At 66.6% G+C, this 25508-nt stretch carries 27 protein-coding genes and 1 tRNA gene; 20 read left to right on the forward strand and 8 right to left on the reverse strand.

The features are described 5' to 3' along the window. Positions 1–83: 83 nt before the first annotated feature. Positions 84–509, reverse strand: coding sequence for an organic hydroperoxide resistance protein (locus DI041_RS13975; RefSeq protein ID WP_004153735.1), 426 nt, complete (start codon positions 507–509; stop codon positions 84–86). Between the two features lie 111 nt (positions 510–620). Beyond that, positions 621–1601 carry a cation diffusion facilitator family transporter gene (locus DI041_RS13980; RefSeq protein WP_136639108.1) on the reverse strand — a complete coding sequence of 327 codons (981 nt, stop codon included), beginning with the start codon at positions 1599–1601 and terminating at the stop codon, positions 621–623. Between the two features lie 261 nt (positions 1602–1862). Between DI041_RS13980 and DI041_RS13985 the strand changes: the two genes are divergently transcribed. The 6 genes from DI041_RS13985 (at position 1863) to DI041_RS14010 (ending at position 8153) form a co-directional block, all read left to right on the forward strand. After that, positions 1863–3326 (forward strand): SulP family inorganic anion transporter, encoded by a 1464-nt coding sequence (locus tag DI041_RS13985; RefSeq protein ID WP_136639109.1) that lies wholly within the window; start codon positions 1863–1865, stop codon positions 3324–3326. 144 nt (positions 3327–3470) lie between these two features. Next, positions 3471–4121, forward strand: coding sequence for a DUF6338 family protein (locus DI041_RS13990; RefSeq protein WP_046984536.1), 651 nt, complete (start codon positions 3471–3473; stop codon positions 4119–4121). A gap of 206 nt (positions 4122–4327) precedes the next feature. Continuing rightward, positions 4328–5359 (forward strand): tRNA dihydrouridine(20/20a) synthase DusA, encoded by a 1032-nt coding sequence (gene dusA / locus DI041_RS13995; RefSeq protein WP_136639110.1) that lies wholly within the window; start codon positions 4328–4330, stop codon positions 5357–5359. A 212-nt stretch (positions 5360–5571) separates the two neighbouring features. Next, on the forward strand, positions 5572–5946 hold the full coding sequence (locus DI041_RS14000) for a hypothetical protein (RefSeq protein ID WP_005407693.1): 375 nt from the start codon (positions 5572–5574) through the stop codon (positions 5944–5946). A 73-nt stretch (positions 5947–6019) separates the two neighbouring features. Next, a complete protein-coding gene (locus tag DI041_RS14005; protein WP_004136763.1) occupies positions 6020–6703 on the forward strand; it encodes a response regulator transcription factor in 684 nt (227 codons plus the stop codon). 25 nt (positions 6704–6728) lie between these two features. Further along, positions 6729–8153 carry an ATP-binding protein gene (locus DI041_RS14010; RefSeq protein ID WP_136639111.1) on the forward strand — a complete coding sequence of 475 codons (1425 nt, stop codon included), beginning with the start codon at positions 6729–6731 and terminating at the stop codon, positions 8151–8153. A 127-nt stretch (positions 8154–8280) separates the two neighbouring features. Here the strand turns inward: DI041_RS14010 and DI041_RS14020 are convergent, their stop codons facing one another. Both DI041_RS14020 and DI041_RS14025 read right to left on the reverse strand, forming a co-directional pair. Further along, positions 8281–9072: a M90 family metallopeptidase gene (locus DI041_RS14020; protein ID WP_169050351.1), complete on the reverse strand. Its 792-nt coding sequence runs from the start codon at positions 9070–9072 to the stop codon at positions 8281–8283. Beyond that, on the reverse strand, positions 9039–9323 hold the full coding sequence (locus DI041_RS14025) for a hypothetical protein (protein ID WP_014645622.1): 285 nt from the start codon (positions 9321–9323) through the stop codon (positions 9039–9041). Before DI041_RS14025 ends, DI041_RS14020 begins: the two co-directional genes overlap by 34 nt. Positions 9324–9467: 144 nt before the next feature. Here DI041_RS14025 and birA point away from each other — a divergent pair, with 144 nt between their 5' ends. The 4 genes from birA to DI041_RS14045 all read left to right on the forward strand — a co-directional run bounded on the left by birA (position 9468) and on the right by DI041_RS14045 (position 12139). Further along, positions 9468–10436: a bifunctional biotin--[acetyl-CoA-carboxylase] ligase/biotin operon repressor BirA gene (gene birA, locus DI041_RS14030; RefSeq protein ID WP_136639113.1), complete on the forward strand. Its 969-nt coding sequence runs from the start codon at positions 9468–9470 to the stop codon at positions 10434–10436. Next, entirely contained in the window at positions 10433–11164 is a 732-nt protein-coding gene (locus tag DI041_RS14035) for a type III pantothenate kinase (RefSeq protein ID WP_136639114.1), read from the forward strand. The genes birA and DI041_RS14035 overlap by 4 nt, the downstream gene beginning before the upstream one ends. A gap of 9 nt (positions 11165–11173) precedes the next feature. Then, positions 11174–12022: an SPOR domain-containing protein gene (locus tag DI041_RS14040; protein ID WP_136639115.1), complete on the forward strand. Its 849-nt coding sequence runs from the start codon at positions 11174–11176 to the stop codon at positions 12020–12022. Positions 12023–12063: 41 nt separating this feature from the next. Next, positions 12064–12139 (forward strand) — tRNA-Thr (locus tag DI041_RS14045). 109 nt (positions 12140–12248) lie between these two features. On the opposite strand, the gene DI041_RS14050 is transcribed toward DI041_RS14045, so the two are convergent. Continuing rightward, on the reverse strand, positions 12249–13034 hold the full coding sequence (locus DI041_RS14050) for a hypothetical protein (protein ID WP_136639116.1): 786 nt from the start codon (positions 13032–13034) through the stop codon (positions 12249–12251). A gap of 210 nt (positions 13035–13244) precedes the next feature. Here DI041_RS14050 and DI041_RS14055 point away from each other — a divergent pair, with 210 nt between their 5' ends. Next, entirely contained in the window at positions 13245–14015 is a 771-nt protein-coding gene (locus DI041_RS14055) for a DUF3011 domain-containing protein (RefSeq protein WP_136639117.1), read from the forward strand. 25 nt (positions 14016–14040) lie between these two features. Here the strand turns inward: DI041_RS14055 and DI041_RS14060 are convergent, their stop codons facing one another. Next, positions 14041–14388 carry a hypothetical protein gene (locus DI041_RS14060; RefSeq protein WP_136639118.1) on the reverse strand — a complete coding sequence of 116 codons (348 nt, stop codon included), beginning with the start codon at positions 14386–14388 and terminating at the stop codon, positions 14041–14043. 129 nt (positions 14389–14517) lie between these two features. On the opposite strand from DI041_RS14060, the gene rocF reads away from it, so the two are divergent. From rocF to DI041_RS14075, 3 genes are all read left to right on the forward strand, one after another. Then, complete coding sequence (rocF, locus tag DI041_RS14065; RefSeq protein ID WP_136639119.1) at positions 14518–15438, forward strand: arginase; 921 nt, start codon at positions 14518–14520, stop codon at positions 15436–15438. Positions 15439–15600: 162 nt separating this feature from the next. Then, positions 15601–15738, forward strand: a complete 138-nt coding sequence (locus tag DI041_RS14070; protein WP_008266021.1) for an entericidin A/B family lipoprotein — start codon at positions 15601–15603, stop codon at positions 15736–15738. A gap of 205 nt (positions 15739–15943) precedes the next feature. Continuing rightward, on the forward strand, positions 15944–16165 hold the full coding sequence (locus tag DI041_RS14075; RefSeq protein WP_004153772.1) for a CsbD family protein: 222 nt from the start codon (positions 15944–15946) through the stop codon (positions 16163–16165). A 73-nt stretch (positions 16166–16238) separates the two neighbouring features. Here DI041_RS14075 and DI041_RS14080 read toward each other — a convergent pair whose 3' ends face one another. After that, positions 16239–17039 carry a hypothetical protein gene (locus DI041_RS14080; RefSeq protein ID WP_136639120.1) on the reverse strand — a complete coding sequence of 267 codons (801 nt, stop codon included), beginning with the start codon at positions 17037–17039 and terminating at the stop codon, positions 16239–16241. Between the two features lie 108 nt (positions 17040–17147). Here DI041_RS14080 and DI041_RS14085 point away from each other — a divergent pair, with 108 nt between their 5' ends. The 4 genes from DI041_RS14085 to DI041_RS14100 all read left to right on the forward strand — a co-directional run bounded on the left by DI041_RS14085 (position 17148) and on the right by DI041_RS14100 (position 21716). Further along, on the forward strand, positions 17148–18440 hold the full coding sequence (locus tag DI041_RS14085; protein ID WP_136639121.1) for a tryptophan--tRNA ligase: 1293 nt from the start codon (positions 17148–17150) through the stop codon (positions 18438–18440). Between the two features lie 126 nt (positions 18441–18566). Continuing rightward, positions 18567–18869, forward strand: coding sequence for a hypothetical protein (locus DI041_RS14090; RefSeq protein ID WP_046984557.1), 303 nt, complete (start codon positions 18567–18569; stop codon positions 18867–18869). Between the two features lie 156 nt (positions 18870–19025). Beyond that, a complete protein-coding gene (locus DI041_RS14095) occupies positions 19026–19958 on the forward strand; it encodes an MBL fold metallo-hydrolase (protein ID WP_136639122.1) in 933 nt (310 codons plus the stop codon). 105 nt (positions 19959–20063) lie between these two features. Continuing rightward, positions 20064–21716: a M28 family metallopeptidase gene (locus tag DI041_RS14100; protein ID WP_136639139.1), complete on the forward strand. Its 1653-nt coding sequence runs from the start codon at positions 20064–20066 to the stop codon at positions 21714–21716. Positions 21717–21978: 262 nt separating this feature from the next. Here the strand turns inward: DI041_RS14100 and DI041_RS14105 are convergent, their stop codons facing one another. Beyond that, complete coding sequence (locus DI041_RS14105; protein ID WP_004137399.1) at positions 21979–23313, reverse strand: MFS transporter; 1335 nt, start codon at positions 23311–23313, stop codon at positions 21979–21981. Positions 23314–23625: 312 nt separating this feature from the next. Between DI041_RS14105 and yedA the strand changes: the two genes are divergently transcribed. Next, on the forward strand, positions 23626–24531 hold the full coding sequence (yedA, locus tag DI041_RS14110; RefSeq protein ID WP_012509785.1) for a drug/metabolite exporter YedA: 906 nt from the start codon (positions 23626–23628) through the stop codon (positions 24529–24531). Beyond that, entirely contained in the window at positions 24528–25424 is an 897-nt protein-coding gene (gene rarD / locus DI041_RS14115; RefSeq protein ID WP_136639123.1) for an EamA family transporter RarD, read from the forward strand. Before yedA ends, rarD begins: the two co-directional genes overlap by 4 nt. The last annotated feature ends 84 nt before the right edge of the window (positions 25425–25508 follow it).

Here is a 25508-nt window from a genome sequence, read left to right on the forward strand (position 1 = left end):
CGCGAAAGGGCTCTGACCCCCGAATACTCCGCGATGGGGTCAGAGCCCTTTGCCGGTGGCAAAGGGCTCTGACCCTGGCCGCATCAGGCAACGATCAGCGTCACGTCGATGTTGCCGCGGGTGGCGTTGGAGTACGGGCACACGATGTGTGCCTTCTGCACCAGCTCTTCCACCTGCTCGCGCGGCACGCCCGGCACATTGATGGTCAGCTCGGCTTCGATGCCGAAGCCGGTCGGGATCTGGCCGATGCCGACCTTGCCGGTCACGGTGGTGTCGGCCGGCAGCGCGACCTTGGCCTGGCCGGCGACGAACTTCAGCGCGCCCAGGAAGCAGGCCGAATAGCCAGCGGCGAACAGCTGCTCCGGGTTGGTGCCCGGGCCACCGGCGCCGCCCAGCTCGCGCGGGGTCGACAGCTGGATGTCCAGCACGTTGTCGGAGGAGACGGAACGGCCTTCACGGCCGCCGGTGGAGGTGGCCTGGGCGGTGTACAGAACCTTTTCGATGGACATCGGGATGCTCCTGGTCGGTGGGTGGGTGTTGCGTTGGAGCCTACTTTGCCCGGTTTCCGCGTACGTTGGGTTGCAATGCGTCCGGAAAACTTGATTCATCGTCCTGCCGGCCTAGATCGTCCACTCGCGGTCGGTGGTGAACATGATGGTCAGCCAGCGGTCCGGCGAGGCCTCGCCCAGTGCATCGCCGATCTCGTCGCGCAGCTGGTCCCATTCCACCAGCGGCCGCGGCGGGTCGTTTTCCGGCACCACGAAGAACAGCTCGATCTGCTCGCCACGCCCCACCTGGGCCACGTAACTGCGGTGCTCGACGAAGCCGTGCTTGGCCACGATCCCGCGTGCCACTGCATCCACATGGGCCTGCAGTTCCGGCGGGGTGACCAGCAGGATGCCGGCCAGCGCCCGGCGCACGGTGCCGAGCGGAGCGATCATCACCAGCACGCAGACGAAGGCGAGGATGGCCGGATCGATGTAGGGCCCGATCCAAACCCACGAGGTGCCCTGTACCAGTACACCACCGAGGAAGGCCAGCAGGTAGCAGGCCGACATGCTGGCCGCGATCACCCAGTTCTTCGCGTCCAATGCGATGAACTCCGAGCCGATGCGGCGGTTGGCGCGCAGGATGAACCAGGCCAGCGCGCCTTCGCCCACGATCGACAGCCCGGCGAAGGCAATGGCCGGGCCGAGCGCGATATGGCGTCCACCGGACATCAACGCATCGACCGCATTGACCAGGGCATACAGCGCGGCGCCGATCATCAACGTGCCGCTCACCCCCAGCACGATCGGCTCCAGGTGCCAGAAGCCCATGGTGAAGCGCTGGTTGAGCCGCGATTGCAGTGCGTCGGTCTGGGTGGACAGCGCGATCAGCCGCGCCACCAGCAGCGACAGCCAGGTCATCACCACGTCGATCAGGCCGTAGATGCCGTCGAAGATGATCAGCGAGGAATTGGCCAGCAGGCCGAACACCACCGCCGCCGCGGCCAGCAGCAGCGAGGCGGCGATCGACAGGCGCAGCACGCCCTGTTCGGTGGCGGGGTCGAAGAAGTGCGGGCGGTTGGCGGCCATGCTGTGATTGTAGAGCGGAGCCATGCTCTGCTGCGTTTCGCTGCCTTCGCCGGCCATCCGCGCTACCCCCGTGGGGCCGCTTCCCGTAGACTGCGCCCCTCCCACGCACCCACACCTCCCAGCAGTGATCACGCCACCCTGACCCCTGCCGCCCTCGGTTGACCGTCGCCTCTTCTGGCGCGCGCAACGTCGATGGTCCGGCCGTGCCCCCGGCACCGGCTCAGGAACCCGTGTATCCCACTGCAGCGCCTTGCGGCCACGCCCGCATACGCGCGGAGTTTTCCCATGCAAACGTCCTACCCCCTGCGCCAGCAATGGCTCGGCAACATCCGTGGCGATCTGCTGTCCGGTATCGTCGTCGCCCTGGCCCTGATTCCCGAGGCGATCGCCTTTTCGCTCATCGCCGGCGTCGACCCCAAGGTCGGCCTGTATGCGGCGTTCTCCATTGCCGTCATCACTGCCATTGCTGGCGGCCGACCCGGCATGATCTCCGCCGCCACCGGTGCGATGGCGCTGGTGATGGTCGACCTGGTCAAGGACCATGGCCTGCAGTACCTGTTCGCCGCCAGCATCCTGGCCGGCCTGCTGCAGGTGTTGGCCGGTGTGTTCAAGCTCGGCTCGCTGATGCGCTTCGTCTCGCGCTCGGTCATCACCGGATTCGTCAACGCGCTGGCGATCCTGATCTTCCTGGCACAGATGCCCGAGCTGATCGGACGCGGCCCTACGGTCTACGTGCTGTGCGCCGCCGCGCTGGCGATCATCTACCTGCTGCCACGCGTTACCCGCGCGGTGCCGTCGCCGCTGGTGGCCATTGTGGTGCTGACCGCCGTGGTGATCGGCTTCGGCGTGGACGTACGCAGCGTCGGCGACATGGGCCAGCTGCCCGACAGCCTGCCGCATTTCCTCATCCCCGATGTGCCGCTCACCTGGGAGACGCTGCGCATTCTGCTGCCGGTGTCGGCCACGCTGGCGGTGGTCGGACTGCTCGAATCGATGATGACCCTGCAGATCGTCGAGGACATCACCGAAACGCCCAGCGAGCGCAACCGCGAATGCGTCGGCCAGGGCGTGGCGAATACGGTCACCGGCTTCCTCGGTGGCATGGCCGGCTGCGCGATGATCGGCCAGTCGGTGATCAACGTGACCTCCGGTGGACGTGGCCGCCTGTCCTGCCTGGTGGCAGGCGTGTTCCTGCTGGTGCTGGTGGTGTACGGCAGCGACCTGGTGCGGCAGATCCCGATGGCCGCGCTGGTGGCGGTAATGATCATGGTCAGCATCGGCACCTTCAGCTGGCGCTCGCTGCGCGACCTGCGCACGCATCCGCGTAGTTCGTCAGCAGTGATGCTGCTGACCGTGGTGGTCACCGTTGCCACCCACGACCTGGCCAAGGGCGTGCTCAGCGGTGTGCTGCTGTCGGCAGTGCTCTTCGCGCGCAAGGTTGGCCGCATGCTGGATGTGCAGCGCAACGATGCCGGTGACATGCAGGTCTACCGCGTGCGTGGGCAGGTGTTCTTTGCCTCAGCGGGGCAGCTGGGTGCGGCGTTCGATTACCAGCACGTGGCGCCGCAGGTGCAGATTGATCTGCGCGATGCCCACCTGTGGGATCTGACTGCCGTGGCCGCGCTGGAGCGGGCGCAGGAAAAGCTGGCCGCGCACGGTGCGGAGGTGACAGTGGTGGGGCTCAATGCGGCCAGCCAGACCCTCGTCGAACAGGTGGGTGGCAAAGGCACTGCTGGCAGCGCGCATTGACGCTGTCGGCTCTCGTGGAGCAACTGCAACGCCATGGCTGCTGTTGGGGTTGCTGCATCTTCAGCCTGTGAACCCCACATCGGGTGGAAGAATCGCCGTGATCGTGATTCGTTGTGATCCTCACGACGGAATACTTCTGCCGGAATGGATTCGCTCTTCAACAACGCCACCACGCTGCTGACCTTTCTGCTGCCGGGCTTTCTGGCAGCCTGGGTGTTCTACGGGCTGACTTCACACCCCAAGCCACCGCAGTTCGAAAGGACCGTGGAAGCGCTGGTGTTCACCTTCGTAGTCCAGGCGCTGGTCAAGTTCACCGAACTGATGCTCCTGCTGGCTGGTCGCTGCTTTGTGCTGGGCACCTGGACCGAGTCCAGCAGCCTGCTCTGGGGTTTTGTCCTCGCTGGACTGCTGGGGGCAGGATTGGCCCTCGCTGCGAACAAGGACTTTTTCCACGCGGGGCTCCGCCGCGCAGGCTTCACCACGCGTACGTCCCACCCGAGCGAGTGGTACTGCGTGCTGGGTACGCGTCCTGCCTTCGTGGTGCTGCAACTGAAGGATGGCCGTCGATTGACCGGCTACCCCAAGGAGTGGCCGATCAGCCCCGCTGCGGGACAGTTCTACATGCAGATGCCGGCCTGGCTGGTGGATGCGGATCCACCCGATGAAGGTGCCGATCCAGCAGCGCATCTCGTGGGCAGCCCCGCCGTGGTCGAGCTTCCGCAGCTCGATGGCATACTGATTCACGCAGTGGATGTGCAGTGGGTCGAGATTCTCCAGGAGACAGACAATGGCTAAGTTGAGGAAGGGTTCCAACCCACCACTGGACCAGCTGGTCGTATCCATGGAGAACGCGAACCCCAAGCTCCCCGAGGGCAGGAAGCGTCCGCCGCCGCCGCCCGGCCCGCCCCGGCCGCCAGCCGGAACCGCGCCCAACCGGCGCTCGCAACGCGGCTGACCGCGCGCATTCAGCCACGCGGTGTAAACTATTGATCTCACTGGCAATGCCAGTCTCCACGATCAACGCTCCGATGACGTCCGCCACCGCCCGTTACGCCGATTCCCTGCGCCTGTCCGTCGCCCCGATGATGGACTGGACGGATCGCCATTGCCGCGTGTTCCACCGCGTGCTGGCACCGGGCGTACGCCTGTACACGGAAATGGTGCACGCCAACGCGGTCATCCACGGCGATCGCGAGCGCCTGCTCGGCTTCGACCGCAGCGAACAGCCGCTGGCCCTGCAATTGGGCGGCAGTGATCCGGCGCTGCTGGCGCAGGCCGCGCGTATCGCCGCCGAGTCGGGCTACGACGAGGTCAACCTCAACTGCGGCTGCCCGTCTGATCGCGTGCAGGCCGGCCGTTTCGGTGCCTGCCTGATGCGCGAGCCGGTACTGGTGGCCGAATGCGTGGCGGCCATGGTCGATGCGGTTGATATCCCGGTGACGGTGAAGTGCCGCCTGGGCGTGGACGAGGACAACGACTACGACGTGTTCGCCGCCTTCGTCGACCGCCAGGTTGCCGCCGGTGCGGCGATGGTGGTGGTGCATGCGCGCAACGCGTGGCTGAAGGGCCTGTCGCCGAAGGAGAACCGCGAGGTTCCGCCGCTGAAGTACGACTGGGCCTACCGCCTGAAGCAGGAGCGCCCGGCACTGCCGGTGGTGATCAACGGCGGCCTGGCCAGCCTCGAGGCGGTGCAGGCGCAGGCCGCGCACGTCGATGGCGTGATGCTGGGCCGCGCGGCCTATCACGATCCCTATCTGCTGCATCAGCTGGAGGCGCTGCATACCGGCGCCCCGCTGCAGGCCCGTGCCGACCTGCTGCGCGCGCTGCGGCCCTACGTGGAAGCGCGACTGGGCGAAGGCCTGGCGCTGAAGCACATCACCCGCCACGTACTTGGCCTGTTCCATGGCCAGCCCGGTGGCCGCGCGTTCCGCCAGGTGCTGAGTGAGGGCGCACACCGCCCGGGCGCCGATTGGCGGCTGATCGAGCAGGCGCTGGCGGTCACCGAACGTGCATCTGATCGCGCCGTAGCGTGACCGCAATCACATTCCTGACTTGACAAGGGGCGGCGATTCGTTCCGAATGTTCACTTAGCTGAACGACTTGGAGTTGAAGCCGGAAAAGTTCAGACCGGATTCACTGCGCCAAACCAAGAATTTGCAAAAGATTTGTAAAGCGCCGGGTCCCGAACCGGCACCCGGATTTACGACTTTTGAACGAATCGCCGTGCTCGGCTAGGATCGCACTGATGTCTTCCGCTCCCTTCCATCGCCGCATTGCCCTGGCCACCTGCGTGGTGCTGGCGGCTGCGCCGCTGTCTTCGGCGCTGGCGCAACAGCCGCCGCGCGGCGACCAGGGGCGGGCGGAGATGATGGAGCGGGGCGAGCGCGGTGGCCGTGGCGACGAGCGTTCGTTGTCCGATGCCGTGCGCCGCGTGCAGCGCACCACCGGCGGGCACATCCTCGGCGCCGAGCGCGTGCCGTTCGATGGTCGTGATATCAACCGGGTGAAGTACATGGACGATCGGGGCCGGGTCCGCTACATGGACGACCCCGCGCCGTCGCGTTCACAGCCGCGCACGCCGCGGTCGGATATGTCATCACTACGCGGCGATAACCCCTGAACAGGGATAGTCGTCGCTATCAACCCGTACCCCACAGGCCTCCGGGCCACACCCAGGACACTAGGGAGAGTTCATGCGTATCCTTCTGGTCGAAGACGAAGCCCCGCTGCGTGAGACCCTGGCAGCCCGGCTCAAGCGCGAAGGCTTTGCCGTCGATGCTGCGCAGGACGGCGAGGAAGGCCTCTACATGGGGCGCGAAGTCCCGTTCGATGTCGGCATCATCGACCTCGGCCTGCCCAAGATGTCGGGCATGGAGCTGATCAAGGCCCTGCGTGACGAAGGCAAGAAGTTCCCAGTGCTGATCCTGACCGCGCGTTCGAGCTGGCAGGACAAGGTCGAGGGCCTGAAGCAGGGCGCTGATGATTACCTGGTCAAGCCGTTCCACGTCGAAGAACTGCTGGCACGCGTCAACGCGCTGCTGCGCCGCGCCGCCGGCTGGAGCAAGCCGACCCTGGAATGCGGCCCGGTTGCCCTGGACCTGGCTGCCCAGACCGTCAGCGTGGCTGGCAGCAATGTCGACCTCACCAGCTACGAGTACAAGGTGCTGGAGTACCTGATGATGCACGCCGGTGAACTGGTCTCCAAGGCCGACCTCACCGAGCACATCTACCAGCAGGACTTCGACCGCGACTCGAACGTGCTGGAGGTCTTCATCGGCCGTCTGCGCAAGAAGCTGGACCCGGATGGCGAGCTGAAGCCGATCGAGACCGTGCGCGGTCGCGGCTACCGTTTCGCGATTCCGCGCAACGAGGGCTGAGCCGGCTCACCCTGGCGATAACACGATGTCCGGCCGTCTGTGGTTCTTCCGACGCTGGCGGCCGCGCTCCCTGCAGGCGCGCCAGATGTTCGCCGCGTCCGTGGGTCTGGTCGCGTTCCTGGCGCTGGCCGGTTACGCGCTCGACGCCGCCTTCGCCGATACGGCGAAGGCGAACCTGCGTGAGCGTCTGAAGAACTACGCCACCGCCTATGCGGCCGGCATCGACTTCACCCGCGACCGCTCGCTGTACATCCGCGAGCAGCCGCCGGATTCGCGCTTCGATGTGCCGGGCAGCGGCCTGTACCTGCAGGTGGTGATGCCGCACGGCAAGGGCAATTCGATGTCTGCCGAAGGCCCGATGCTGCCCACCGTCGGCGGCGGCCTGCTGGCGCCGCGCCAGGAAGTGTTCGAAGGCCCGCTGCCGATGATCCAGATCGACGGCAGCCAGGGCTCGGTGTACCGCTATGGCCTGGGCCTGGTGTGGGATGCCGACGCCGATCCCGCCACCGAATTCCCGTACACCATCTACGTGATGGAAGACTCGCGCGCGCTGGGTGCGCAGCTGCGGGTGTTCCGCAGCCGGGTGTGGTTCTACCTCGGCGGCATCGGCCTGATCCTGCTGCTGCTGCAGACCGTCATCCTGCAGTGGAGCCTGCGGCCCCTGCGTCGCGTGATCACCGAGCTGACCAAGGTGCAGCGTGGCGAGACCGCGCGCATGAGCGAGCGCCACCCGCGCGAGCTGGAGCCGCTGACTGACAGCATCAACGCCTTCATTGAAAGCGAGCGCGAGAACCTGGAGCGCCAGCGCAACACCCTGGCCGATCTGGCGCACAGCCTGAAGACGCCGATCGCGGTGCTGCGCACGCAGATGGACAGCGGCGCGGGCGATGGCGCGCTGCGTGAGGAACTGGACGTGCAGCTGCAGCGCATGAACAACCTGGTCTCCTACCAGCTGGCACGTGCGGCGTCGTCGGGTCACAAGCTGTTCTCTGCGCCGCTGCCGATTGAATCCAACGCCGAGGAAATCGTGCGTGGCCTGGAGAAGGTCTATGCCTCGAAGGGCGTGCTGTGCGAATTCGATATCGACCCGGCCGCGCGCTTCCACGGCGAACCGGGCGACCTGCAGGAACTGCTGGGCAACCTGCTGGAGAATGCCTTCAAGTGGGCCAACCGCCGCGTGCTGCTGACCGCGCAGCCGCTGCCGGCACCGAACGCGCGCCGCGCCGGCCTGCTGCTGGCGGTGGACGACGATGGCCCGGGCATCGCCCCGGACGACATCGGCAAGGTGCTGCAGCGTGGTGTACGTGGTGACGAGCGCGTGCAAGGCCACGGCATCGGCCTGTCGATCGTGCAGGACCTGATCAAGGACTACCGCGGCGAGCTGACTGTGGGCCGTTCCAGTGAGTTGGGTGGCGCCCGGTTCGAGGTGCAGCTGCCGCCGGGGCCGTAAGCCGCGCGCTCCCGCCCGCCGGGCATCGCCTGGCGCAACAACGCATGGTGTTCCGGTAGTGCCGGCCGCTGGCCGGCAACCTCATGATCTTCGATGGCAGTCCCAGGTTGCCGGCCAGCGGCCGGCACTACCGTTCTTCGAACGCCGGCGGCTCGCCATAGAACCGCCGCAGCTGCGCGGCCACCTCCGGCAACGCCTTATGCAGCAGATCCGGCGCGGAGAAGTGGTATTCGCTGGCCACCGCGAAGAACTCTTCCGGCGCCTCGGCCGCATACGGATCGATCAACGTTTCCTCGCCTGCGTCCACCTGCGCACAGAAGGCGTCGAAGGCACGCTGGAAAATGCCCGCCCACTCGCGCTGCCATTCGCGTGGCAGCGGTGGCGTACCGTCCATCGCGCCATCCAGCGCATCCAGCTTGTGCACCATTTCGTGCACGGCCACGCAGTAACCCTCGTGCGGTGCAGCCAGGTCGGCCTGCACGTCGGCCCAGGACAGGATCAACGGACCGCTGTCCCACGATTCGCCAATCAGTTCGTCATCCCACTCGTGCAGCACGCCGGCCGCATCCATGTGGCTGCGGTGCACGCGGAATGCATCGGGGTAGACGATCAGCTGCGACCAGCCTTCCAGGCCCACTTCGCCGAACTCCAGCAGCGGCAGGCAGCACAGCGCCGCCAGCAGCACACCATCGCCGGCCTGCAATTGCAGGTCACCAATCGGCGTGATGGTCTTCTCGTGCAGGAAGCGCGTGGTCAGCACGCGCAGGCGCGCACGGCGTTCGTCGTCCAGTCCGTGCAGCCAGGCCGCGCGGCGGCAGGCGTCATCCCAAAGCGCATCGTCAATCGGCCGCGGCGCAGGCCGCAGCCACTGCAGCAACGACTTGATCAGCGGAACATTCCCGGCAGGTAGCTGTGCCACTTCGGTGCGCGGATGCGCTGCAGCACGTCGTCGTCACTGCCACCGCCACCGGTGCTGGTGGCGCTGCTGGCGGCCGGGCGTACCGGTGCCGGCTTGGTGGTGGCTGCCGAGGCGGTTGCGGTCGGTGCGCGCTGCGAGGCGGCATCACCATTGGAGGACACGCAAGCGCCGCGGCTGTCGTCCAGCGCTGCTGTCGCAGACGCCGCGAAGGGCATCATCAGCAGGATCAGGCAATGGGCATAACGGCGCATTGACGACATCCACGTTAAGGGAGGGTGAGTTCCCGATTCTAGCCCGAACCCGACGCCCAGTTGGAAGCCCCCGCGGAACCCAGCGTGGCGGGCGTCGCTGGCGGCTTTCCCGCATAATTCCTTCCTGACTTCGTGGAAGCTGCCGTGGACGATCGCCAATTGCTGGCCAAACTCGCTGCCGGTCGCCTGTCCGGCGACGCCCTGGCCCGTGAGCTGGGTCAGACCCGGGCGGCCATTTGGAAGCGTATTCAAGGACTTAGGGCCGCCGGTGTGGACATCGAGGGCCGTGCTGGCGAAGGCTATGGCCTGACCCGCCCGGTCGATCTGCTGGACCCGGACGCGATCCGCGCCGGCCTGCCTGCTGACGTCCAGGCCCTGCTGCACGACCTGCAGGTGGCTTGGACGGTGGACTCGACCAACGCCGAATTGCTGCGCTGCAGCGCGCCCCAGCGCGGGGTGAGTGTCCTGCTGGCCGAACGCCAGACCGGCGGCCGTGGCCGTCGCGGCCGCGCCTGGGCCTCGCCGCTGGCCGCGCATATCTACCTGTCGGTGCTGCGCCTGTACTCCGGTGGCCTTGGCCGCCTCGCCGGGCTGAGCCTGGTGGCGGGCATCGCCGTGGCCGAAGCGCTGCACGATCTGGGCTACACCCAGGCGCAGCTGAAGTGGCCGAACGACCTGATCGTCGATGGCAAGCGCAAGCTGGTCGGCCTGCTCGCGGAGGGTGGTGGCGAATACGCCGGCCCGGCGCGCGCGGTGATCGGCGTCGGCATCAACACGCATATGCCGCCGTCGTTCGCCGAGCAGATCACCCAGCCGTGGGTGGACCTGGACACGCTGGCCGGCAAGCCGGTGGACCGCAACGTAGTGGTCGCCGCCGTGCTGACGCGCCTGCTGCCGGCGCTGGAAGAGTTCGATCGCGAAGGGCTGGCCCCGTTCCTGCCGCGCTACGCCGCGTTTGACATGCTGGCCGGCCGCGAAGTACGCGTGGAACTGGACGGACAGTGGCAGCACGGTACCGCACTTGGCCTGGCTGACGACGGCGCGCTGCGCGTGCGCATCGATGGCCACGAGCGCCTGCTGCACGCCGGCGAAGTCAGCGTGAGGGCGGCATGAGCGATTGGTTGTTCGACCTGGGCAACTCGCGCTTCAAGTTCGCGCCGTTGCAGGGTGACCATGCCGGTGACGTACAGGCCTGGGCGCATGGCGCCGAAGGCATGGCCGGGCAACCGCCGCACAGCCTGCCCAGTGGCGGCACCGCGTTTGTGGCCAGCGTCGCCGCGCCGTCGCTGACCAGCGCGATGCTCGATCAGCTGCAGCGTCGCTTCGAGCACGTGCATGTAGTGCGCACCAGCGCCCAGTGTGCGGGTGTACGCATTGCCTATGCCAAGCCGGAAAAATTCGGTGTCGACCGCTTCCTGGCGCTGCTGGCTGCCGCCAAGGCACAGCGGCCGGTGCTGGTGGTCGGTGTCGGCACCGCGTTGACCATCGACCTGCTTGATGCCAACGGCCAGCATCACGGTGGACGCATTTCCGCCTCGCCGACCACCATGCGCGAGGCGCTGCACGCGCGCGCGGTGCAGCTGCCGGCCAGCGGCGGTGACTACAGCGAATTCGCCAACGACACCGCCGATGCGCTGGCCTCCGGCTGCGATGGTGCCGCCGTGGCGCTGGTTGAACGCAGCGCCCGCCAGGCACAGGCGCTGCTGGGCGTCATGCCGTCGCTGCTGGTGCATGGCGGTGGCGCACCCGCACTGATGCCGCTGCTGGACGGCGCCGACTATCACCCCTCGCTGGTGCTGGATGGCCTCGCCCGCTGGGCGGTGCACCAGCCCGCAGGCTAGTATCCGCGCATGCTGACCCGTGCCCTGATCGTCGTACTGGCCATCCTCAATCTTGGCGTCGCCTGCTGGTGGCTGCTGCGCGATGCACCGCAGGCGCCTGCGCCGCCGCCGCAACCCGCTGGCGTAGCCGAGCTGCGCTGGGTGCCCGGTGGCGTGGATGCCGCTGCGGCCGCCGAGGCCACTGCCGCCGCCCCGACCGCGCCGTTGATGGAGCGCGAACCTGCGGAGAGGACGGCTGTGGCTGCGACGCCTGCGCCCGTTGCGCCGGCCAAGCAGGAGATCGCCAACCCGCAGGTGGCCGAGGCTACGCCGGTTGCTGCCGCTGCCAAGCCGGTAACGCCGCCTGCACCGGCCCCGGCGCCGGAAAAACTCGTAACCCCGCCCGTGGCTGCCGAGCCGCCGCGCTGCATCGCGCTGGGCCCGTTCGCCGACCGCGCTGCTGCTACCAGTGCGCAGGGCAAGGCCGGCAATGTCATCAGTCAGGTGCGCCTGCGCGAACAGCCTGCTGCCAGCGGCAGCGCCCGTTTCCGGGTGATGCTGCCGGCCGCCGCCAACCGCGAAGAAGCCCAGGCCACGGTGAAGCGCATCGTCGCCGCCGGCCTGAGCGACTACTACATCATCAGCCAGGGCGAGGACATCAACGCCGTGGCGCTGGGCCAGTACCGCAACCGCGAAGGCGCCGAGCGCCGCATGGCGGCGGTGCAGGCTGCCGGCTTCCAGCCGCGCCTGGTGGCCAGCGGCGACGCCGGCCAATGGTGGCTGGAAGGACAGCTGGCAGCGGGCGCACAGCCGGCCCAGGCCCAGCAGCGCAGCGGCGCGGCACAGAGCCGGTCGCTGGAATGCACACGGTTGCGCTAGAATCCCCCGGACCGCGGCACTGCCGCCGGTGCACCACCCATGCCGCTTTAGCTCAGTTGGTAGAGCAACTGTCTTGTAAACAGTAGGTCATCCGTTCGATTCGGATAAGCGGCACCACTTCGATCCCTTGGCATCCGCACATGTCCACGGGGAACAATCAACCCGCTGCAATGGCGGGTTTTTTGTGCGTTGCCGTTCTGAAAAGAATGCGGGTCTGGAGGCATGTTCAACGCGACCTCGTAAGACCCCTTCTGAGTTGGTTGCAACGCTGGAGCATACGTTCGCCAGACTTTTCATTCATTTGAATGCGGCCATCGGCGAGAAGGGGATAGGTCTCGAGACGGACACGATAGGCTGCTTGCGAAGACAGCTGCACTGCAGCGTCGTCCGTGCCGATGGCGGCTCCAGGCAGCGAATCCTCTCGAACAACGCCATTTACCTGAAGCTGTGCGCAGATTCCGGCGTAGTAGGCGATGCGTTCATCAAGCGCCTGAGGGTGCCTTGTGGCATGACCTAGCGCATGGAATGTCTCGTGTGCGACCAGATCGACAAGGTTTGCAACAGTCCGTCCGCGGTCGTCATGTATCGAAGCCGCAAGTGCCAATGTCTTCCCACCCGAGAACGATCCCAAAGCACGCGACTGTATCGTCGCGGCGGTATCCGTTGGCGCGAGAAGAATCCGGTATCTGTTCGCCTTTGCTTCTATCCATGATTCGGAGAACTTCGCTGCTGCATCAATGCGCATGCAGGTATCGGCAACGTCAACCGGTGATCCTGCAGCCATCAAGAGCAGGATTTCGTGCTGGGTGTTGGTGCAGTGAAACGATTCCAGAGCGGGCAGGTCCTTGCGCCCTGGAACAATGGAGAGAGACCGGAAGTAGCGGAATGGCCCGAGAGGCGTGGACACCAGCTCGGTATAGCCATCCGAAGGGATGCCTTGTGGAAATCCAATCGTTGTGGCGCAGCCTGCCAGGATGGAGGCGGCGAATGCGGCGAGTACGACTCCTTTCATCGCTTCTCCCAAAGGTGCGGGTGCTCAAGGTACGCCCGCATCTCCTGTTGTTTACTACATCTCCATGCACAAGTGGACTTCTAGAACACCCTACCAGACCTGAATCCCCACGCGCTCCACCCGGATCTTGATATTCCTCACGGACAGTGAGCAGCGCCCCACCGCATACTGCCGCCACACGCCCACTCTGGGCCCCTTCGGGATCCGCACATGCGTCGCCATGCCCTGTCGCTCACCGCCGCACTGTTGTCCACCGCTTTCGTTACCCCGGCCATGGCCGCAGTGCCGTTCTTCAACGCCAGCTGCCCGGGCGGCATCGATGTGCACGCCGACGAAGGCGGGCCGGTCTACGTGCAGGGCCGCGAGGCCTCGCTGAAACGCTTCAACGACCGCTATTTCGAGGCACGCGATGCCAACAGTGGCATCACCCTGTCGATCAGCAGCAACGAGGACGGCACGCCGCAGATCAGCTACACCGGCCGTGGCGGCGCCAACGGCATCTGCCAGGTCAGTTCCGGCGGAGAGCCCGCACCGTCTGAACATCGCGACCACCGTCGCCACGATGACGACAACGACGCGGCGCTACCGCGCGAAGTCACCTGCGAGTCCACCGGCCAGCAGCAGGTGTCGTGCGACATGGATACCCGTGGCAACGTGGAAATCGTGCGCCAGCTCAGTCATACCCGCTGCGAACAAGGCCAGAACTGGGGTCTGTCGCGGCATTCGGTGTGGGTGAACGGCGGCTGCCGCGCGGTGTTCCGCAATGTGTCCAAGGCGGCCAACAGCGCGCCGGCAGGCGATACCGCGCTGGGTTCCTGCAACATGCGCAAGGGTGCGCAGGGCACGCTGGTGACCCAGATGCCGGTGGGCAGCGATTACCAGGAACTCATCATCGATTATCCCGATGGGCGCTTCCTGTGCATGATGCGCAACAACGGCCAGGTGCAGAGCGTGACGCCGGTTCGCCGCCGCGGAAGCTGAGCTTGCAGCGGGCTGGGGGCCGGCCTCAGCCGCGGGACCTATACAACAACACCCACGCCAGCATCAGGGCGAGCGTCCCGACTGACGTCAGGCCGAACCACAGCGCGGCCACCTTCACGTTGCCAATCAATGCCGTCAGCATCCGCTGCGGCTCGCTCTTCAGGATCGGGTATTCAGCGTGTGCCTTGCGCAGGCGCTGCCAACCCAAACCTAGGAACAGCAGAAACGAGAATGGCGTCAGCAGGAGCGTCGCCTGCATCAGCCAGCCGTTCGGCGACGCATCGATCGAACTGCTCAGAAAAACCGCAAGCAGGGCGATGGGCAGCGCCACGGTGAAAAAGCGGGGCCAGGCGGTATTGATGAAGGGCGACATCGCAATCTTCCATGAGGGGGAGTCGGGTCCGCGCGGCATCATGCCATGCCAATGTCCTGCTGCACCGCCGCGAGTGGTGTCACACAGCTCTGGCTAGACTGTGCTTCTTTTTCCGCGCAGGAGGCACCCATGGCCCATCCCATCTCCGTATCCCTGATTGGCGTTCCCACCGATGTGGGCGCAGGCCATCGCGGTGCACGGCTGGGGCCGGAAGCGCTGCGCGTGGCGGGCCTGCCCGAAGCACTGGAAGCGCGTGGCGTGGACGTGCGCGACCTCGGCAACCTGGACGGCCCGCGCAACCCGTGGACTGCGCCGGTGCAGGGCTATCGCCACCTGGATGAAGTGGTGGCGTGGAACCACGCACTGATGGAAGCCAGCTATGCCGAACTGCAGGCCGGCCGCATGCCGATCATGCTCGGTGGCGACCACTGCCTGGGCATCGGTTCGATCACTGCCGTGGCGCGCTGGTGCCGAGAGCAGGGCAAGACCCTGCGCGTGCTGTGGCTGGATGCGCATTCGGATTTCAACACCAGCGATGTCACCCCGTCGGGCAACATCCACGGCATGCCGGTGGCCTGTCTGTGTGGCCTCGGCCCGGATGCGCTGACCCGCCTCGGTGGCACCGTGCCGGCGATCACCCCGGCGCAGATGCACCAGATCGGCATCCGCTCGGTGGACCCTGAAGAGAAGCGCCTGATCAAGACCCACAAGGTGGATGTCTATGACATGCGCTACATCGACGAGAACGGCATGAAGCGCACCGTGGAAGCCGCCTTGGCCGGCATCGACGAGAACACCCATCTGCATGTCAGCTTCGATGTCGACTTCCTCGACCCCAGCATCGCGCCGGGCGTGGGCACCACGGTGCCGGGCGGGGTGAACTACCGTGAGGCGCAGCTGGTGATGGAAATGATCGCCGACACCGGGTGCATGGGTTCGCTGGACATCGTTGAGCTCAACCCCTTGTTGGACAAGCAGAATGCCACTGCCGAACTGGCCGTGGACCTGGTCGAAAGCCTGTTCGGCAAGTCCACCCTGATGCGCGATTGACGGTTCCGCCTGAACGGATCTGTGATCCGTTCACACGCGCTCCACGCCACTGCCGCCAGATTGCACTTCACGCGGCGGTGGTTGGCATTGGCCTTCTCCCGCCGAGCGAAACAATCCCATCCGCGAATGAAGCGGTGTAGCGGCAAACCCAAGGAGAAGCCCATGAAGCGCGTAGTTGCCCTGATGCTGTTGTCGATGTTCTCGGTGGCCCTGCTGGCCGGTTGCAACACCATTGCCGGCGCCGGCAAGGACGTGCAGAAGGCGGGCGAGAAGGTCGAGGACACCGCGAAGGGCCGTTGAGCCCTGCACGGAACGGAAAGAGAAAAGGGCCGGGGATATCCCGGCCCTTTTTTTGTGCGCGCGTTCGCTGCAGGGGTTGTGGAAGCGGAGTGAACCATTCAAGCAGGTGAGTATGCATTTCATTGCGGGTTGACCGGCATTCAACAGCCGCTGCGCGAAGCTGGAGCCACGGTAAGAACGCCGTTGCAACCAAGGACTCCCAGCAATGAACAAAGACATCATTTCCGGCAAGTGGTCGCAGCTGAAGGGCAAGGCCCAGGCCAAGTGGGGCGATCTGACCAACGACGACTTCGATGTGGCCGAAGGCAATGCCGAGTATCTGGCTGGCCGCCTGCAGGAACGTTATGGCTGGGCCAAGGATCGCGCGGAGAAGGAAGTGCGTGAGTTCCAGGACGCCGTGAGCAAGGACTACCCGGACTACAAGTAAGCGCCTCGGTTTCCCCCACAACACGACGCCCGCACCGTGAGGTTGCGGGCGTTGTGTTGTCTGGTCGGGAGGATCAGCGCGCCGGCGGGTCCGGCACGTAGCGGTTGGGAAACGCCTGCGGTTCGCGCGGCAGGCGCGACGGCGAATCCACCAGGATGCCGCGTGCGCGCAGGTTGCGGGCGCTGTCGTAGCGCAGCTGCAGGACCTGGGCCGGGCTGCGGCTGGCGCGTTCGAAGTCGGTATCGCGTACCGAGGACTGTTCGCGTGCGCCGTGGCCGGTGCCCAACGCTGGCGCCTGCGACTTGCTGGCGTAGCCCTCGATTCGGCTGTTGCTGGCGCTGGCATCGGCCGCTGCTTCGGCCGCCGGGGCCGGTGCTGGCAGGCCACGGCGCAGGATCGGCTGCGGGTACCAGCGTCGTGCTTCCTCGAACACCGCAACGCCCACCACGCCGATGTTGTCCGGACGGCCGGTGCGGCTGGCATAGCTGCCACCGGGGCTGCTGAACACGAACTGCGCCACTTCGTCCTGGCTCTTGCGCCAGCCGGTGATGTCGGCGCGCTGGCCGGGGTTGAGCACGTAGCCGGTCTGCGAGGGATCGGCATCTTCGCCGGAGATGGCGTTGACGCCGTCCACCGACAGCACCACCAGCACCCGGCGCGGGCTGTCGTTGTACAGGCGCACGGCGTAGCGGTGGCCGCGCTCGCCGGCCACCCAACGCTGGCCCTCGGCGGGGTAGCTGCGCAGTTCGGTGCCGCGGTCGCGGTCGACCAGGGACATGCGCACGGGGCCACCTTCGTACACCGGCGGCGGCATCGGGGCCGGGCGAAAGCCGGCCAGGGGCAGGATCAGCAGCAGGGGCAGCAGGCGTTTCATCGGGCGTCTCCAGCGGGGTTGCGTGAATGAACGCGCCGCGGGCCCTGACGGGGTTGGTGGCGTGCAAGGTAAACTGGCCCCGTTCATCGAAGGTTACCCCACGCAGTCATGACGACCCGAGTCCTTACCGGCATCACCCCCTCCGGCACGCCCCACCTGGGCAACTACGTTGGCGCCATCCGTCCGGCCATCGCGGCCAGCCGCGCCCCGGGGATCGAGAGCTTCTTCTTCCTGGCCGACCTGCACAGCCTGATCAAGTCCCAGGATCCGCAGCGCACCCAGCGCGCGACCCTGGAGATCGCGGCCAGCTGGCTGGCCTGCGGCCTGGACCCGGAACATGTGTGGTTCTACCGCCAGAGCGACATCCGCGAGACCACCGAGCTGATGTGGTTCCTGACCGCCATCGCCAGCAAGGGCATCCTCAACCGCGCGCACGCCTACAAGGCGGCGGTGGACAAGAACCGCGAGGAAGGCGTGGACGAGGACGCGGGCGTCAGCGCCGGCCTGTTCATGTACCCGGTGCTGATGGCCGCCGACATCCTCATCTTCAAGGCCAACCAGGTGCCGGTGGGCCGCGACCAGATCCAGCACATCGAGATGGCGCGCGATTTCGCCCAGCGCTTCAACCACGTGTACGGCAAGGAGTACTTCCCGCTGCCGGACGTGGTGATCGACGAGCAGGTGGCGACGCTGGCCGGCCTCGACGGCCGCAAGATGAGCAAGAGCTACCACAACACCATTCCGCTGTTCGTGCCGCGCGAGGAGCTGAAGAAGCTGGTGTTCTCGATCCTGACCGACTCGCGCGCACCGGGTGAGCCGAAGGACACCGAGGGCTCGGCGCTGTTCCAGATGTACCAGGCGTTCGCCACCCCGGAACAGACCGCGGAATTCGCCAAGGCGTTCGCCGCCGGCATCAGCTGGGGCGATGCCAAGCAGCAGCTGTTCGAGCGCATCGACAGCGAGCTTTCTCCGCTGCGCGAGCGCTACAACGCGCTGATGGCCGAGCCGGAGAAGATCGAGGCGCTGCTCAAGCGCCGTGGCCAGCAGCTGCGCGAGCAGCTGGCGGCACCGCTGCTGGACGAGCTGCGCCATGCGGTGGGCCTGCGTGACCTGTCCACCGCGGGCGACATCGCCAGCGAGGACGCTGGCGTGGCCCGCGTGGCACCGCCGCTGTTCAAGCAGTACCGCGAGAAGGACGGCCGTTTCTACTTCAAGCTGACCGCCGGTGACGGCACGCTGCTGATCCAGAGCGAAGGCTTTGATTCGCCGCGCGATGCGGGCCAGTTGATCGCGGTGATCAAGCAGGCCGAGCAGGGCGACCAGCTGCAGAGCGAGCTGTTCAAGCTGGAAGCCGAGGTGGATGCGGTGCTGGCGGCATTGGCTGTGTTGCGCGCCGACTGATCGGTAGATGCCGACCTTGGTCGGCGCTGTTGAGGGCGGAATGCCGGCCAGCGGCCGGCACTACCCGCAATCGGCGGCCATGGCATGATGTCCGCGCGCCTCAGGCGCGATGACATGGAGTCTGCAATGGCCTGGTTGTCGCTGCTGCTGTTCCTGCCTTGGTTTCTGTTGCTGGGCAGCCTGTACTGGCTGTTCCCGCGCCAGCCGCGTAGCGCGCGGCGGCGCCTGTTCGATGGTGCTGCCCTGGCATTGGCATTGCTGCTGAGCATCCTGGCGATGCTGTGGGGCCACCATATCGGCCTGGTGCAGCCCGGCGCCGGCCCGATCTGGCCGCAGGTGCTGGCGGTGCTGTATGCCTATGGAGCTTTCCTGGCAGTGCTGGTGCTGGCGTTGCTGCTGCGGCCGCGGTTCGCATTGCGCTCCGGCTGATCGGTAGTACCGGCCGCTGGCCGGCAACTGCATTCAACTGGCTACACCGAGGTTGCCGGCCAGCGGCCGGCACTACCCGACCAAAGCCGCATCGAACCCGGGCCGCCTGCGCGCCTACCATGGGTGTCTGTTCCCGATCCTGCCAGGTGCGTGCCAATGACCGCCGACCCCAGCATCCACACCATCGATACCGGTTTCCAGCGCCCGGATTTCGACGCGGCGTATCTGATCGTTGAAAACGGCCGTGCCGCGTTCGTCGACTGCGGCACCGGCCTGTCGGTACCGGCGATGCTGCAGGCGCTGGCGGAGGCCGGTCTGGGCGTGGAAGCAGTGGACTGGCTGCTGCTCACGCACGTACATCTGGACCACGCCGGTGGTGCAGGCCTGCTGATGCAGCAGCTGCCGAATGCGAAGGCGGTGCTGCATCCGCGCGGTGCGCCGCACATGATCGATCCGACCCGGCTGATTGCCGGCGCCACCGCGGTGTACGGCGCCGAAGAGATCGCGCGCAGCTATGGTCGCATCGAGGCGATTCCGGAGCACCGTGTGGTGGTGGCCGAAGACGGCCACCGCATCGACCTGGCCGGCCGCGAACTGGTGCTGTTGCATACGCCGGGCCACGCGCTGCACCACTACTGCGTGTGGGATGCGCGCAGCCACAGCTGGTTCACCGGCGATACGTTCGGTATCTCCTACCGTGAGCTGGACAGTGCGCAGGGTGCTTTCATCTTCCCGACTTCGTCGCCGGTGCAGTTCGATCCAGAAGCGATGAAGGCTTCGATCCGGCGCATGCTCGATTACGCGCCGCAAGCGATGTACCTGACCCACTACGGTCGTGTGGAACAGGTGGAGAAACTGGCCGACGACCTGTTCGAACAGATCGATGCGATGGCCGCCATCGGCCGCCAGTGCGATGGTCGACCGGATCGCCACCGCTGCCTGCTGGCCGCACTGCAGGCGCTGTACCTGGAACGTGCACAACTGCATGGCTGTGCGCTGGACGATGCCGCGGTGACCGCTGTTCTGGCGATGGACATCGAACTCAACGCCCAAGGCCTGGCCTGCTGGCTGGATCGCATCAGCAAGTAGATCCACGCCATGCGTGGATGACGTTGGCCCAGGCTGCGCCGCGGTGTCACGACCACGTTACACTCTGGTGACTTCCAAGCTAGCCGTGGTATTGCCGTGAATCCGATGCGCGTGTTGCTGCTGTCGTCCTGCCTGTTCGTCGGTGGCCTGGCCCATGCGGCCAACGACCTGCCGGGTGGCGGCATCGATCCGCAGGCACTGTCGCGCCATGTGCGCGTGCTGGCGTCGGATGAATTCGAGGGCCGTGCACCGGCCACCGAGGGTGAAGAGCGCACGGTGCAGTACCTGATCGAGCAGTTCCGCAGCTACGGCCTGCAGCCGGGCGGCGTGGACGGCAGCTGGGTGCAGCCGGTGCCGCTGGTGCGCGCACAGCTGGATGGCGCGGCCAAGGCCAGCCTGTCGCTGAAGCAGGGCAAGCGCGCGCTGGCCAACGGCGTGGACGTGACCCTGCAGAGCCTGCAGCCGCGCAAGCGCGTGCAGATCAAGGACGCGCCGCTGGTATTCGTCGGCTACGGCATCGACGCGCCGGAACGGCAGTGGAACGACTACAAGGACGTGGACCTGCACGGCAAGATCGCGGTGGTGCTGATCAACGACGCCGATTTCGAAGCCGATGCGCCGGGTGCATTTGATGGCAAGGCGGTGACCTACTACGGCCGTTGGACCTACAAGTTCGAGGAAGCCGCACGCCGTGGTGCCGAGGGCGTGCTGATCGTGCACGAGACTGCACCGGCTGCATATGGCTGGGCCACGGTGAAGAGCTCGGGCACCTCGCCGCTGTTCGACATCGAACGCGGCCAGGCCGAGGCGATGGCCCAGCACACGCCGCTGCGCGGCTGGATGCAGCGCGAGCTGGCCGAAGCGATCTTCGCCGACGCCGGCCTCGACTTCGATGCCGAGAAGCGCAAGGCGATGCGTGCCGACTTCCGCCCGGTGGCACTGGACAACGCGAAGCTGAGCGTGGATTTCGCGCTCAAGCGCGAGCAGGTGGTGACCCGCAACGTGGTGGCCAAGCTGCCTGGTGGCGAGCATGCCGACGAGGCGGTGATCTTCTCTGCGCACTGGGATGCCTTCGGTATCGGCCAGGCCGATGCCAAGGGCGACCGCATCCGCCGCGGCGCGATCGACAACGCCACCGGCGTGGCCACGGTGCTGGAACTGGGTCGCGTGTTCGCCGCCGGCCCGCAGCCGCAGCGCACGCTGTACTTCGTGGCCCTCACCGCCGAAGAGAAGGGGCTGCTGGGCGCCAGCTACTACGCCGCGCACCCGCTGGCGCCGTTGGACAAGACCGCTGCAGTGCTGAACATCGAGATGTTCAGCCCGGATGGTGCGACCCGTGACATCGCCTCGTGGGGCAAGGGCCGGGTCTCGCTGGAAGGCGACCTGGAACGCGTGGCCAAGGCCCGTGGCCGCGGCTACAGCCCGGACCCGAACCTGGAAGCCGGCTTCTTCTACCGTGCCGACCACTTCGCCTTCGCCCGGCTGGGTGTGCCGGCGATCACCATCGGCCCGGGCCTGGACAAGCTGGACGGTGGCGTTGAAGCCGGCCGCGCGCTGCGCGAGAAGTACTTCGCCGACTGCTACCACCAGGCCTGCGATGCGTGGACGCCGAGCTGGGATCCGAGCGGCCACGCCGCCGATACACTGCTGGTCTACGACCTGGGCGCCGAGCTGGCCAACAGCCGCCGCTGGCCGACGTGGGAGAAGGAATCGGAGTTCCACGGCGCGCGCGACAAGAGCGAAGCGGCCCGCCGCTGAGGGGGTAGTGCCGGCCGCTGGCCGGCAACCTCATGAACCTTCGGAAAGACGGCGTGGTTGCCGGCCAGCGGCCGGCACTACCGACGCCGGCGCAGCATGCGCCCCAGCTGGCGGCTGCGAGTGCTGCCAGATAGCAGGCCACCATCGTGCGCAGGCCAATGCCGTGGCTGCGGCCAGCGTCGCCGCGATTCACATCAGTGGCGTGGCGGAAGACGCAGCGGCCACCGGCATTGCACCGGTGGCCGCGATCATGACGGCGCGCTTACTTGCGGGTGCCGTCGAGCCAGTTCGGGCCCTTGTTGGTGAGGAAGAACACATAGACCACCAACGATACCGCGATCGTCGCGGTGACGTAGATGGCGAACCAGTCCACGTGGCCGGTCTTCAGCGCGCCCTGGTACAGCAGCGGGGCGGTGCCGCCGAACAGCGAGTTGGCCAGTGCATAGCCCAGGCCCACACCCAGTGCACGCACGTGGGTGGGGAACAGTTCGGCCTTCACCACCGCGTTGATGGAGGTGTAGCCGGTGAGGATGACGAAGCCCAGCGCGAGGGTCAGGAATGCCAGGGTGGCGTCATGCTGGTGCGGCAGCTGGGTGATCAGGTACCAGCTGTACAGCACGCCGCCGACGCCGAAGAACACCAGCAGGGTCTTGCGGCCGATGATGTCCGACAGCCAGCCACCGACCGGCTGCAGCACCATCAGGAAGGCCAGCACGCCCAGGTTGATCAGCGTGCCGGTCATCGGATCATTGGCGGCGAAGGCACTCTGGATCATCTTCGGGCCGTTCACCGAATAGGTGTAGAAGGCCACGGTGCCACCGGCGGTAATCAGGAAGCACAGCAGCAGCGGCCGCCACTGGTGCACGAACAGCTCGTACATCGAGCCGGACTTCTGTGCCTTGCCCTCGCGTGCCGCCTCGATGGACGACTCCGACAGCGACTCGTCCATGCCACGGCGCAGCCAGAACACCACCACCGCCGCGATGCCACCGATGCCGAAGGCGATGCGCCAGCCCCATTCGGAGATTTCCGGCTTGCCCCAGAAGGTCAGCATCAGCAGCAGGGTCAGCTGGGCCAGCACATGGCCACCGACCAGGGTGACGTAGTGGAAGGAGGACAGGAAGCCACGGCGGCCGGGGATGGCAGCCTCGGACATGTAGGTGGCACTGGCACCGTACTCGCCGCCGGTGGCGAAGCCCTGCAGCAACCGCGCGAACAGCAGGATCACTGCCGCCCAGATACCGATGCTGGCGGCGGTGGGGGTGATGGCGATGAGGAACGAGCAGGCCGCCATCAGCGTGACCGACACGGTCAGGGCCTGGCGACGGCCATGGCGGTCGGCGAAGCGGCCGAAGAACCAGGCGCCGATCGGGCGCATCAGGAAGGTTGCCGCGAAGATCGCCCACACGTACATGGTGGAGTTCTTGTCATCCGGCGAGAAGAACTGCGATTCGAAGTACACGGCGAATACCGAGTACACGTAGACGTCGTACCACTCCACCAGGTTGCCGGCGGAGCCTTTGAGGGTATTGGAGATGGAGCGCCGCAGCGCGGCGCCGTCGGTGCTGGGGACAGCGGAATGGGACGTGGTGCTCATCCGGGTGGGAATCCTCGATGCGGCGCTTCCGTGCGGGAAAGATCGGTGCCAGCCGCGCGCGGGGCGCTTGCGGCCAGCCTCCTAGGTAATGCATCCCACGTCAACGCCGGGTGCCGAACGAGCGGGCGGGGAATGGGACCGGACAGGGTGACAGCGGGCGCCAGACGGGCCTATAGCTAAATCGTCGTACGCCCTTTCGCGTCCGGCACCCGGGAAGATCGCCCATCCGAGTTGCAGTGTGTTGAAAACCGGGGTTATTTCAGCCGGCCGAACGTCCTAGAATCCGCGTTCCCCCGGCCCCTCTGGTGCGTCATGTCGGCTCCCCCTGTTCCGTCTGCGGCTGCCCCCCGGGGTGGCCTTGTCGCGTTGGCGCTGCTGCTGGTCTACGTGGTCTGGGGGTCGACCTACCTGGGCATCGCCAAAGCCCTGCACGGCGGCGCGCTGCCGCTGACGATGGTCTCCGGCAGCCGCTTCATCATTGCCGGTGGCCTGATGTTCCTGGCCCTGCGCCTGTTCTGGAAGATGCCGAACCCGACTCTGCGGCAGTGGCGCAACCTGGTCATCATGGGCGTGACCATGCTGGTGCTGGGCAACGGCATGGTGGTACTGGCCGAACGCGAGGTGTCTTCGGGCCTGGCCGCCACGGCGGTGGCCTCGGTGCCATTGTGGATGGCGCTGTTCTCGGCGCTGCGCGGCCAGCACGCCAGCAAGGGTGAATGGCTGGGTATCGCCGTCGGCTTCGTCGGCGTGGTCTGGCTCAATGCCGGCAGCAGCCTGACCGCTTCGCCCACCGGGCTGGTGCTGCTGCTGATTGCGCCGATCGGCTGGGCGTTCGGCTCGGTGTGGGCGCGCGGGCTGGACCTGCCGGGCCCGTTCATGACCGCCGCCGGTCAGATGCTCTGCGGCGGCGTGCTGCTGGTGCTGATCGGCCTGGCGGTTGGCGAGCGCCCGACCACGCTGCCCGACACCGGCGGCCTGCTGGCGATGGCCTACCTGTGCGTGTTCGGGTCCATCGTCGCCTTCACTGCCTACGTGTGGCTGCTGCAGAACGTGCGCCCGGCACTGGCGGGCAGCTATGCATACGTCAATCCCGTGATCGCGGTGCTGCTGGGCGCCGCATTGAATGGTGAACGCTTTGGATGGCGGGACTTCCTCGCCATGGCGGTGATTCTTCTGGGTGTGGTGGTGTTGACGATGGCGAGGACGCGAAAGAAATGAGCATGGACGAGAAAGAACAACGCCGTGGCCTGCTGGTCACTGCCTCCACCTTCGTGATCTGGGGGCTGGTGCCGGTGTACTGGCACCTGCTCAACGAGGTGCCCTCGTTCCAGATCATCGCCCACCGCATCATCTGGAGCACCGTGATGGTGCTGGGCTGGCTGCTGCTCAGCTCGCGCCTGGGCTGGTGGAAGAAGATCGCTGCGCAGCCGCGCGCGCTGCCGATCCTGCTGGTGTCGAGCCTGACCATTGCCTTCAACTGGGGCCTGTACATCTGGGCGATCAATGCCGGCCACGTCATCGAGACCAGCCTGGGCTACTTCATCAATCCGCTGGTGAACGTGCTGCTGGGCGTACTGGTGCTGAAGGAGCGGCTGCGCCGACTGCAGTGGGTGGCGGTGGCAATGGCGGCGGTGGGTGTGGCCTGGCTGACCATCGATGCCGGCACGCCGCCGTGGATCGCGCTGGGCCTGGCCTGTTCGTTCGGCCTGTATGGCCTGTTGCGCAAGCTGGTCTCGGTCGATCCGGTGGCCGGCCTGGGCGTGGAAAGCCTGTACCTGTTCCTGCCGGCGCTGGCCTTTGCGGTCTGGGCAGAGAACGGCCATGGTGGCGCGTTCTTCCACGGCTGGGGCTGGCGCAACGACCTGCTGCTGATCTTCGGCGGCGCGATCACTGCGGTACCGCTGATCGGTTTCGCCTACGGCGTGAAGCGCATTCCGCTGTCGCTGGTCGGCATCCTGCAGTACATCGCGCCGAGCCTGCAGCTGCTGCTGGGCGTGTTCTTCTTCCACGAAGCGTTCGATACCGCCAAGGCGATCGGCTTTGCCGCGATCTGGGCTGGCCTGATCCTGTTTGTCGGCGACAACATCCGCACGATGCGCGCCAAGCGGTAGCGCCGGGCCATGCCCGGCGAAGCCATGGGGCCAGAGCCCTTCGCGGGCGAAGGGATCCGACCCCGCTCCCCAAAAAAGAGCGGC

Source organism: Stenotrophomonas maltophilia, from assembly GCF_004920835.1.
In the GTDB taxonomy this organism is placed as follows: Bacteria; Pseudomonadota; Gammaproteobacteria; order Xanthomonadales; family Xanthomonadaceae; genus Stenotrophomonas; species Stenotrophomonas maltophilia_AQ.